The 11313-nt window shown below is 32.9% G+C and carries 12 protein-coding genes; 3 read left to right on the plus strand and 9 right to left on the minus strand.

Annotated elements, in window-relative coordinates:
• Positions 1 to 771 precede the first annotated feature (771 nt).
• Both VKY41_RS09255 and VKY41_RS09260 read right to left on the minus strand, forming a co-directional pair.
• The gene (locus VKY41_RS09255; protein WP_500814164.1) at positions 772 to 1899 is read right to left on the minus strand and encodes a PepSY-associated TM helix domain-containing protein; all 1128 of its coding nucleotides are present in this window, start codon (positions 1897 to 1899) and stop codon (positions 772 to 774) included.
• Positions 1900 to 1960: 61 nt separating this feature from the next.
• Positions 1961 to 4339, minus strand: a complete 2379-nt coding sequence (locus tag VKY41_RS09260; protein ID WP_500814165.1) for a TonB-dependent siderophore receptor — start codon at positions 4337 to 4339, stop codon at positions 1961 to 1963.
• Between the two features lie 1032 nt (positions 4340 to 5371).
• Between VKY41_RS09260 and VKY41_RS09265 the strand changes: the two genes are divergently transcribed.
• Positions 5372 to 5578, plus strand: a complete 207-nt coding sequence (locus tag VKY41_RS09265) for a helix-turn-helix transcriptional regulator (RefSeq protein WP_500814166.1) — start codon at positions 5372 to 5374, stop codon at positions 5576 to 5578.
• A 193-nt stretch (positions 5579 to 5771) separates the two neighbouring features.
• On the opposite strand, the gene VKY41_RS09270 is transcribed toward VKY41_RS09265, so the two are convergent.
• Genes VKY41_RS09270 through VKY41_RS09290 form a run of 5 tightly spaced genes read right to left on the minus strand, consistent with a single transcriptional unit; the run spans position 5772 to position 7111 of the window.
• Complete coding sequence (locus VKY41_RS09270) at positions 5772 to 6152, minus strand: hypothetical protein (RefSeq protein ID WP_500814167.1); 381 nt, start codon at positions 6150 to 6152, stop codon at positions 5772 to 5774.
• Between the two features lie 11 nt (positions 6153 to 6163).
• Positions 6164 to 6478, minus strand: coding sequence for an HPF/RaiA family ribosome-associated protein (locus tag VKY41_RS09275; protein ID WP_500814168.1), 315 nt, complete (start codon positions 6476 to 6478; stop codon positions 6164 to 6166).
• Between the two features lie 12 nt (positions 6479 to 6490).
• Positions 6491 to 6694 (minus strand): hypothetical protein, encoded by a 204-nt coding sequence (locus VKY41_RS09280; protein WP_500814169.1) that lies wholly within the window; start codon positions 6692 to 6694, stop codon positions 6491 to 6493.
• 31 nt (positions 6695 to 6725) lie between these two features.
• Positions 6726 to 6971: a hypothetical protein gene (locus VKY41_RS09285; RefSeq protein WP_500814170.1), complete on the minus strand. Its 246-nt coding sequence runs from the start codon at positions 6969 to 6971 to the stop codon at positions 6726 to 6728.
• Positions 6968 to 7111, minus strand: coding sequence for a hypothetical protein (locus VKY41_RS09290; protein WP_500814171.1), 144 nt, complete (start codon positions 7109 to 7111; stop codon positions 6968 to 6970). Before VKY41_RS09290 ends, VKY41_RS09285 begins: the two co-directional genes overlap by 4 nt.
• Positions 7112 to 7644: 533 nt before the next feature.
• On the opposite strand from VKY41_RS09290, the gene VKY41_RS09295 reads away from it, so the two are divergent.
• Both VKY41_RS09295 and VKY41_RS09300 read left to right on the plus strand, forming a co-directional pair.
• Entirely contained in the window at positions 7645 to 8184 is a 540-nt protein-coding gene (locus VKY41_RS09295) for a helix-turn-helix domain-containing protein (RefSeq protein WP_500814172.1), read from the plus strand.
• Between the two features lie 98 nt (positions 8185 to 8282).
• Positions 8283 to 8519: a hypothetical protein gene (locus VKY41_RS09300; protein ID WP_500814173.1), complete on the plus strand. Its 237-nt coding sequence runs from the start codon at positions 8283 to 8285 to the stop codon at positions 8517 to 8519.
• A 440-nt stretch (positions 8520 to 8959) separates the two neighbouring features.
• Here VKY41_RS09300 and VKY41_RS09305 read toward each other — a convergent pair whose 3' ends face one another.
• Both VKY41_RS09305 and VKY41_RS09310 read right to left on the minus strand, forming a co-directional pair.
• A complete protein-coding gene (locus VKY41_RS09305) occupies positions 8960 to 9337 on the minus strand; it encodes a DUF3703 domain-containing protein (protein ID WP_500814174.1) in 378 nt (125 codons plus the stop codon).
• A gap of 206 nt (positions 9338 to 9543) precedes the next feature.
• Complete coding sequence (locus VKY41_RS09310) at positions 9544 to 11067, minus strand: ArnT family glycosyltransferase (protein ID WP_500814175.1); 1524 nt, start codon at positions 11065 to 11067, stop codon at positions 9544 to 9546.
• Positions 11068 to 11313 lie beyond the last annotated feature (246 nt).

Raw genomic sequence — 11313 nt, forward strand, 5'->3', positions numbered from 1 at the left:
GCAAAAAATAAACTTAAAATTTTTTTCATAATTTTTTTTAAATGTTTTGTTATCTACTTTCAGATTTTAAGTCGCTGTTTCGAATTTCCGACTGTTGTATTAAGCTATTGAGTTATCTGTTTTTTTTAATATATCACTAACAATTGTATAAACACCCAAGGGAGTTTATGTATATTATATATCCTTTTTTGGATATGGTTGGTTAGTTGTTTCTGTGTGTAATTTAGCTAAAATAATTTTGATTGTAGGAATTTACGTTTTTTGAAATATAGGATTTTTAAATGTTTATTGGTTTGGGGAGCCCTTCGACTAGACTCAGGATAAACTATACAACACAAAAGGCAGAGGGGTTTTGCTTTTTTGTATTGCCTTTGCGCAGGCTGGCTCCTTCGCTAAAAAGGTACACTGTACCTTTTCTTAACGCTCGGCCCGGGTTTCGGGTTGTGGGGAGTTTGAACATTGGGATATAAACTATTGTGTATATCCAACTTATGTGATCATAATCCAAAGTTAAATGAATTTTATGAGATATTACTTAGTAAGAAAAATAATCTTAAAAGAATAACCTATTGAGGTAGAGCTAATTTAACGATATAAATCTCTCAGTAAGAAATTCATGGAGAGTACTTAATATAAATAGGTTTGCTAAGAACTAGTCAACACGCCTTAAAAACATGTCTATCATAATACACCCCAAATGTAAAGAAAACGGTATTCTCAATAGGCGAGACTTAGAAAGACTGAAATAAAAGAGAATTACCCTTTTCGAGTCTAACTTTTTCGCTTCTTTTTCAACTTATTTAACCATATAATGGTACCTGTTACAGGTAGGCTTGTGGCTATAAGACATGCTAAAAAGTAAATGATTTTTGAAACCGTTCCAAAAACATCTCCCATATGTAGAGGTCTAATTAAGGATGCTATTTGTTGGTTCCATGGTTTGTCGTCAAACAGCTCTACCTTTAACAGCTGCCCATAAGTATCTATATAAACTTTATCTGAAATAGAAGGCGACCAATTTTCTTCAGCATATTTTCTAAAACTATAGTAATTACTTTTAGTGCTAGGGAAGCTTACTGAAAGCTCCCCAGGATAATTTAGTGTTTTATTAGCTAAAGCGACGGCTGCATCATAAGAAATAGCTTCCATATCCGTTTTGTTTTCTAAGGAAAATTCTGGTGCAGATCTATCAAAAATCTTTGTACCTATAATTTGCCCCAAGCCATCTCTATAGGATTCAAAAGACCAGCATAAGCCTGTTATAGCCATAATAAGCAAAAAGATAGAAGCGTAAAAGCCTAAAGTATTATGTAAATCATGGTTCACTCGTTTCCAATTCGCTTTTGTCTTTATTTTTAAGCCTCGTTTTATATTTTTCCATTTTATCTTTTTGGGGAACCATAGTACAATTCCGGAAATAGATAATAATAAAAAGATAATAGTGGCAATGCCAACAATAGGTCTACCAATACTAATATCTAACAACAACCATCTATGTAGCTTAAACATAGTAAACATAAAAGCATCTACTTTTGTTTTTTCACTTTTATGTATAGCCTTGGTGTAAGGGTTTACAAGAACTTTTGTGCCACGTCGCTCTTTTAAGTCTTCTTTTACAGTAAAAGTATAGGGCTCGTTATCCTTGTAGGGGATACTCACTCCTGTAACATGTACCTTTTTAGTCTCTTTTAAAGTTTGAGTTAAGTCCGTAATTTTATGTTTTTCAGCCTTTGCTTCGACTATAAAGTCCTCTGCAAAAAAATTCTTTATTTCTGTGTCAAATACTAAAATCGTTCCCGTAAAACAAACGATAAACAAGATGATGCCACTAGCGAGACCTAGCCATAAGTGCAGGTCGTTTGTAAACTTTCTAAAACTGTATGTGTTTTTATTTTTCATAGAGTGCATTAACATGATAAAGCGTAATCTTAATGACTACGCTTTGTTTAGACTAATTGAATTAAAAGGAATAGCTTAAAACTCCCGCAAAATTTCTAGGATCTGTTTGGTTGATATAACTTGTTCTATAAGCGTTATATCCTACTTCATCAAACACATTATTTAGTATAAATCTAAAGTTCCAATGTGTGTTTATACGGTAAGCCGCTTGCAAATTAACTTGTGTATAGGCATCTACATTAAAAGGCTTCTGATTAGGTACGATACCTTCGTGAGTAATGGCTCCAGAACTCCAATCGTTTATTGGTCTTTCGCCAGTAAAGTACAGTCCAGCACCTAAAGAAAGTCCGTCTAGCTTTTCTTTAAAACTATAATTAGCATAGGCATTAAAAGTATGTTTTGGCGTGTTTAAAGGGGCCGAACCATATACGTATGAAGTATGTTCTTTATACTGTGCATCTATATATGAATATCCTGTAATAATTTCTAAGTTGTCTAATAGTCGACCACTAAGTTCTACCTCAATTCCCTTACGCTCATCGTTACCTCCTTTTTGGTAATATCCTGTAGCCACCCAGTTTTCGTCATAAACAGGAAGGTTGATGTCTTTATTATTGATTTTAAAGAAGGTAAGGTTAAAGCGTAATCTATTGTTTAGCCAGTTGGTTTTAATTCCTGTTTCTAGCTGATCAAAACGCTCATTACCTAATTCCTGACCATTGGCATCTAACCGTGTAGCTGTTCTTGGATAGGAACTATTGGTGTAGGAAGCAAAGACATTTATATTTTTAAATGGGCTAAGGATAAGTCCACCTAAAGGATTAAAGGCGTTGCTTTCTGTAGTTTCCGTAGCCGTGATAGTTTGCGTTCTACTAAAGCGAGCACCTAAAAAAGTTTTAATATACTTGTTGAAAGTGATTACATCCTGAGCTACAAAACCAAAAGCTTTAGACTGAGCACCTAATAAGGTAGCCTCTGGAAATGCCATATCGTTAGGGAGCTTATGGTTGTTGCTTGCGAATACATCGATAGTATCTATATTAGATACACTCATAGAAGATGTGTTGTACTTTGTAGTACGATAATCAAAACCAACTTGGAAAGTGTGTGACATACTACCGGTTTTAATAGCATCACCAATAAGGTCAAATTGCATCACGCTATTATTGTCTTTTCTCGTAGAAGCGGAATAGCCACGATTTCGTTGGTTATAAATTGGTGTTCCTGAAGTATCTTTTATAACATTTCCTAAGCTTGCCCCTTTATCATCTAAGTCTAAATTAGATTTGTAATATGCAGCTTTTAAGCTTAATTTATCACTAAGTTCTCTACTAAATCGGATAGAGAATGTGGCATTGGTAGTTAAAGACTTATCGTTTTCAAAACCTAGAAAAACATCATGCGGCAAATCGTAAATATGGTTTTCGTCATTTTCACCAAGGTTTACCGTTCCTAGGTCTGGGGTACGGCTATCTTCAAAATAATCCATTTCCACAGTGAAGGTTGTTTTATCATCTGGCTTCCATTCTAAAGAAGGATTGATATAAAAGCGATCTGAAGACAGCATAGATCTATAGCTATCGGCACGTTCTAGGGCGGTATTCACTCTAAAAGCCACATTACCACTTTCTACTAATGGTCCATACACATCAAAAGTAGTTCTTGCTTGTCCGTAACTTCCAATACGTAAATCTGCATTACCACCAAAAACGTATTTAGGTGTTTTTGTTACTAGGTTCACCACACCACCTGGACTTCCTAAATCTGTAGCTACACCTTGTGTGATAGATGCAGCACCTTTTAGCACCTGAATATTATCAACTCCTTGCATATCGGTTAATACACCAACCCCTCTAAAGTCAGAATGTACACGTACGCCGTTTTTTAGTATCGGAATCCCTCTAAAACCGCGAGAAGACATACTTTCTCTTTTATTTCCATAGGTGGCAAAAGTGTACACTCCAGGAACGTTTTTTGTAGCGTCAGAGATCGTTAGGTTTCCTTGTTGCGCTATCAATTTATCAGAAATAATAGAAATACTCTGAATTTGCTCATAAGGAGCTAAAGGTAGTCTTGTTAATGCTTCAATTTTATCTGGGTGAGTAAACCGACTTCCAAACACTTCTACCTCGTCTAATTGTGAGTCTTCCACTAATTGAAAAGATAATTGTAAATCTTCCTTACCATTTAACGTAATTTTCTTTATTAAAGACTTATATCCAACAGAAGACACATGGATAGAATACTCCCCTGGGCTCAAATGATGAAGTTCATAATACCCATTTTCATCAGCTGAAGTTCCTGTTGTGGTGTTTTTAACAAGCACAGTAGCAAACGGAATAGCTTCTTGTTTTTCGGTACTAATGGTACCACTGACTTTATTTTGGGCAAACGATAATTGCATCGTAAACAGCATAAATAAACTTATATTTTTAAGCATAATAATTTAGATTGATTTTAAATAAAGGCACAAATGTAAATATGCAATACAACTTATCCAAACTTATTTAGACTAAATATAAATAATAATTATTAACGACTTGAATATTAAAAACATAAAGAGATAAGTTTTTTCATGCTGACCTATTTTGCCTGAATCCTGAGGCTGAACAATGGTTTGAGGGAGAGTTGAATGAAAAAATATACTAGAAAACAGAGCTATTTTTTATAAGTGCTTTTTCTATTTAGATTTTTGATAAAGAATAATATGTTGGTAGTGTTGACAATATTATTTAATAGAATTTTTAAAATCTTAAAAAAAAGACTCTATGTAAGTTCTAGAATGTATCTAGGTTTTTTACTTCTATATTCTAATTGTTAGGGGGGTAATGCCGGATTTTTTATTGAATTTCTTTTATGTTAACAATGGAGAAAAATACTTAGGGAGTTTCTTCCTATTATATGGATGTTTTGTTTGTGTTTGGTTTGTTTTGATGTTGAATTTTAGGGATAATTATTTAATTGTGGGGATTTGCTTTTTCTAGTTTTAAGTGCTATATGATAATTTTTGATTTGGTACAGAAGGCGCTTATAGGCTTAATACCAATATGAATACTGGCTCCTTTAGTAAAAAGCAATACTGTGGTTTTATTTAGGATTGGCCCGGGTTTTGGGTTGTGGGGAGTTTGAACGGTCTCGGCTATGAGTAGTTGCGTGGGTTAGCAGTTAACTTTGCAAGTACACACCAAGTTGAAAACTATAAGGATTTTTAGAAGTATGCGGGATCAAGCTAAAACTTTCACAACGTTTTGTGTTTGGTTTTTTTATAATGGCTTTTCTTGTGCAGATTTACTCATTCACTTCTATTTTATGTTATGGTATTCGTGAATCTGCTGTTTTGTGGAGGCTGTTATGGTTTACCTTTTGCTTGGTAAGAGGGGAGGTGGTTGCATATTCAATATGTTCATAGTTCTAATGTTTTTCATAATTAGATTTAACTGGCAAATTTCCAAACTAAAAAAATCAGCTGATTATGAAGAATAGTATTAAAGTAGAAAGAGCAAAAAAGAATATTACTCAAGCTGAATTAGCTGAATTGGCAAAAGTTAGTAGACAAACAATTAATGCCATGGAATTAGGAAAATATGTTCCGTCAACAGTTTTAGCTTTGAGATTAGCTCAAATTTTTGAAGTTGAAATTAGCGAAATCTTTACTTTGGAAGATTCAGATTGGGTTTAAGTCATAGTACTACTAACGTGTTTCTATGTGGTTTGCTTTGCCAGTTCGCTTTGCTTGTGTCGCGATTGTTTTTGTAAGTATACTAGAACAAGGCCATTCATTGCAAACGGTGTTAGCTGTAGTGTCTATTAGTTCCATTAGTTTCGTATAATTTAATCATTTTTAAATTGGTTGTATAATTGCTATTAGAATTTTATATTTTTTCAAAATGATTTTTCACAAAAGCTACCTGTTCATTATCCGTAATGTTATCTGATGATTTTATATCAATTTTGATATTCTTAAAATGTAAATCGTTATTCAAATAATTATGTAGTTCTACTTTTGCATTTGTTGGTCCAAATAGCAGTACATGTTTATATTTTAAAATTTGAGATCCAATTTTGTTATAAAATTTTTCTTGCATTTGTTGTCTTTTGTTATGCATTAGACTTTCGCTTCGATCTAAGGCTTCTTCCTTGATTTCTGAAGTAAATGTTGATACCATTGTGCGAGATTCTTTTTTCGAATTTAGATCTATCAAATTAGCAGTTGCATGATCCATCCATATCCCTAAATTGTTATTTGTTTTCATGATGTTGGGTTTTAGTGTTTTTGAATTTTTCCTAGAATACTTTCTATAGAGGTTTTTATTTTATCAATAGCACCAGTTATAGCTATATCCGTTGTGTTTGCTTGATTGGTAATAGCAATAGGGGTTCTGCCTTCTAATCTAGCTTCTATTAGGCAAGTGATATCATTAGTCCCGTGTTTTTTTCCGCTTTCATCTTTCAAATGAACTTCAATTCTAGTAATATGAGATTCGAACCTTTTTAATGCTTCTACAATTTGAGAAGAAAAAAAATTGCTTATTCTTTTTTCTCCACTTATGGTTTTGTCTGTATTTATTTGGATTATCATATTTGTAGTTTTTTAATGCTTTTTTGCATACGTTTCTAATAAGTGATTTAGGGAATTTAAATAGTCTTTTAAGGCTTTGTTATCTATTCCTTTTTCGTCAATGGATATGAAGTCCCTGGGTATTTCATTTAAGTATTTAATCAGTTCAGGATGTTCCTCTTGAATTTTTATTGTTGTTAATCGGATTTTATGATTAATTTTATTTTGAGATTCCATTTTCTTTGTTTTTAATAAATGTTATAAAGAATTAACCGTCTACAGCATGTTGATTTATATCTTTTCTTTGCGCTTTATCGGCAAGATTAAAATTGGCGTGGGCAACTATGGTGCTTTGTGCTGCTTTTTCATGATTTCCCTCTTGATGATGCTTAGCTGCTTCTAGATGATTTTTTGCTGCAATCTGTAAGTAATCAGCTATTTTTCTATGGTTTTTAATCCCTTTTATGTTTTTATCTATGGGATTGCTATATGTCTTTTTTTTAGTGATTTTCATTTTTCGTTTTGTTGTTTTTTTATGGTTGGCTTATCAACCTTATACTCTTTGTTTAGTTGGTTGATATTGCCAGTTGGGTTTGTTGGATTGGTCTGTTCTTTTGTTCTTTTGAATTTGATTCTATCTTTAATTATTCCCATGAAGTTTGTTGTTTTAATTGTTCACTGATAGTATACAGATTTAATACTTAAACATTGCCAATACTATCTTAAAATCAATAACTTATGTTAAATAAATTTAGCCGTTAACGTATGCTATTGACATTAAATTGGGCAAGAATTTTTTATTTGAATGGATTATTGTAACATCTAACTTTTTTGTTAGGCAGGAAGGTTACTGTTTAGAGTTGTGTAGTTTTAATTGAGGACGCGGGGGTCAGATATAATTGATATTGGCTGATTGGAGAAAGGGCAGGAGATGGCGGATGGATCCTTTTTGAAGGTGGTTGGCTTGGTGTTTATGGGTAATTTAGTCATGCTACTACTAGAGCTTTATTGTGTTTTGCGTTTGGTTTTAAGATTAGCTTAAAATAGCTAGTTTTTTAGCTTCGTTTTTTGGTGCTCAATGTTTTTTATTTGTATTTATTGTCTAATTAAATTTTTATATAGCTTATCTTTAGGTGATTGGGGATATACAATAACTCAAAATAAAAGTGAAACTCTATATTAAATATATGGTGAGTTTAAGGTGTAAGCTCATGGTCAAGTTGGAGCTGGAAAAACTAGGCTTACATTGTACGATTATCGAACTTGGCATGATTGAAATAAAAGAAAGCATTACTAATGAAATAAAGCAAACACTGAAATTAAATTTAGCGAAGTCTGGATTAGAATTATTGGACGATCAAAAAAGTATTCTTGTAGATAAGGTTAAGAATGTAATTATTGAAATGATACACTTTTCTGAAGAAGTTCCAAGAGTAAATTATTCAAATTATATAAGTGAGAAATTGGATTATGATTACACCTATTTGTCCAATTTGTTTTCTGAAGTTAAAGGTGTTACTATTCAACATTTTATTATTAAGCATAAAATAGAAAGAGCTAAGGAACTTATACTTTACGATGAGTTAAATCTTACAGAGATAGCTTATAAGTTGCATTATAGTAGTGTAGCTCATTTATCGAATCAGTTTAAAAAAGTAACAGGACAGCGGCCGACTTTTTATAAAAAAATAGGTGAAAAGCGAAAAAGGAATTTGGAAAATCTGTAATATATGTAATTGTTTTATTTCGTTGTGTAACAACTTATTAGTAATAAGTGCCCAACTTTGTAAAAGTGCAATTAAGTGCTATTTAAACTTTTATAATTATGGACACTAAACACAATGCAGATGGAAAAAAAGCAGGAGAGCTTTTCAAAGTAAAAGGTGACTGGAAAAAACAATCTAGTGCTTTAAGAACAAAATATCCAAAACTTACAAGTGAAGATGTGAAATACGAAACAGGTAAGGAAACAGATTTATTCAAAAGAATGGAAACTAGGTTAGATAAAAACCGAGGAGAAATTATAGGTATTTTAAAAACTAATCATGAAGCTTGTTGTTAAGACAGGTGTAATTGATAAGGGTTAATTGGAAAGAGAGCAGTTGTAGAGCAAACTGGTCTCTTTTTTTTGTTTTAAAAATCTGTGATTTCTGTAAATCTTGTATATAAATGTGAAAGAGGGTGTCCTAGTAATCAATTATCTTTGGTAATGCTATTAATTAGTACTTGTTAGTGAGAGTCAAAACTTGTTAATGAGAGCCAAAAGGAATACTCTCTTTTGGCATTAGAAAGCAGACTAAAGAGTCTGTTTTTTTTCTTAAGGTTTTTCTCAAATGTTGGGTAATAATGGTTTTGTTTATTGTTTGCTGTACTTGTGTGTTGCGTGGTTCATTGAGAAAGTTAGGAAATAAACAAAAAACAGGAAATTGGTGAGGGCTTTTTCAGGTGCTAGGTTAGGACTAACAATAAATAATATATGATGTTGGCCAACGTTTTTTATTTTCAGATTAAATTAATTCCAGCTTTCGCAAAAATATCTTGTAATTCTTTTTCAATAGGAAACGGTTTTAAAGGTGGGACATTTGCTCCTCCAGGGTTTCCAACAGGAATTTTTCCAACAAAGGATTTCACACCTCCGAAAATCAGACGTGGAATTTGTCCGATAATTTCTTTACTGCTTTTGATTTTAATTCCGAATTGCAACATTTTCCAATGCACAAAAGTATGAGCATACGGATATTTTTGTCCGATTATATGAGCTCTTTCCAGGTGATTCCAGGCACTTTTTAAGTTTCCGTTTGAGCATTCGGTTCGGTATTTTTCCAATTCTATTGTATAATATGGCTTTAGACCTTTAGGTATTGATGTGTAAAATTTCATATCTGTTTTATTTTAAGTGTTCTGTTCGGTTTAAATTAGCGTTCAGCTTTGTAGATGTTGAGAAACGGTCCAATATAAGTTAGTAGATGGGTTTAGACACGAACTTTACGGTTTATTTCTGACCTTAATTTTTTGCATTTACTTTGGTTTATCACTTATTCCGCTATTGCGTTTATACATTGCCACCTGCCGTCTTGTTTGCATAGCTATTCAAAAATCCTTGTTTTAAATTCAGTTCGCAACTGTTCAAAATTCAATATTGGTTCTTTACAAATATATATTGTTTGCCACAAATCTTTTTCATCATCAGCATAGGGGTTATAAATTTGTTTTACCGCCACAACCGATCTAAAGAAAGACTGAAAAAAATCTATTCCAGCCTCTCCGTTTGAAAACGCTATAATCGTTTTAGGTAATTCGCCTTTTTCTGGAGTCCAAAGGTAGAAACTCCCATGGTATGAAAACGCTTTGGGCAATTCATAATTTTCCCTAAAAAGATTTACTCCGCCTGCCTGGCTATAATGTTTGCCCCAAATTAAACAATCTTTTCTTTCGTTCATAGGTAGGCTATCATAAACGGTTTTAAGTCCGCCCATAGTTTCTTCCCATTTTGATTTCGAGTAATACTCGGTGTATTCTATTTCGTAACGATTGTCCTTCTTTTCTACTGCCGCGAATTTAATAAATGTATCCAAGGGCAGAACAGCTAAGCCAAATGGTATCAATACGAGACCCGAAACAACAAGAAGAGCGATTGCAGGATATAAGATCCATTGGCGTTTTGATAAGATTTTTTGTTCAAACCAAATACTTCCGAATATTAGCAAAGTAATCATGGCGGGATAAAAATAGTATGCTTTGCTTTTGTTTAACGCCATGAGACATATGGAAATGACGATAGTCAACGCGATTGGACGAAAATAGTTAGGATTGTTCTTTGTTTTAAACATATAGATAAAGCCGCCCATCCAAAAAAACAATGTTAGTGGATTTAAGGATATAATAATACTTTCAAGAACCCCTAGTATTGTCAGTTTATCCAATTGTGTTTCATAAAGTCGTGAGAACATATCAAGTACCGGAAACCCTTGCTTGTATTGCCATATAACATTTGGAGTTATCAGAATAATGAACAAGAGAATATATTTCCAAATGTCCTTTTGTAAAATGGATGTTCTTGTACTCTTGATTAGTAGTAAACCAGAAAGACCTGCTATAAAGAAAAGTATATCATATTTTGTGAGAAACCCAAAACTAAGGCAGATTGTTAAGTAAAGTAAATATTTTTTGTCAAGAGTTTTGATGAACCTGACCAATTGATAAAACGATAACAACCAGAAAAAATGGGTAAAAACTACAGGTTGAAATAATTGATGTCCACGTCCGAAGGCAGGAGCCGTTAAAACACAAAGTAGTACAATAAAAACCGCTTTTGATTTTCCACCCAGTTGAAGGGTTGAAAGTGCAATTAAAATTAAAATTAAAAATGAGGCAATGTGGGTAAAGATGTGATGTACAAAAACAGACTGGGAATGAAATTGATTTTGGATAAAAGCCAGCCAGCCAATAACCGGAGGAAACTCCATGTATCCAAAACTTGGGTAATTTCCTGTTTCTATGTGCAATAATTCGTCCCCTTGAAATCCTGAATTTGAGTCAGCAATCAGATGAAGCGATAATTTTACAATGCAAAATATAGCTATGATTATTGTTGTTTTTCTTATCGGCATCTTGATTTGTTAAATGGCAGGTTCCGGTTGTGTGTATTTTAAGTTAGCAAATAAATACTGAATAGAAAATTTGGGAGGATTTTCGCAAGTAGGCGAGGACTAGCCATTAATTATACACGGCTTAAGTTTACAATTCCTTAAATTTAAGGATAAATCAGAAAGAACAAAAGAGAGGATTAAGGTTAATATACACGCAGAAGCTTTAGACTTCGTCAACATTGTAAATCCCCTCTCTTTTCTACTCAG

It is taken from the genome of Xanthomarina sp. (assembly GCF_035306605.1).
Taxonomy (GTDB): Bacteria; Bacteroidota; Bacteroidia; order Flavobacteriales; family Flavobacteriaceae; genus Xanthomarina.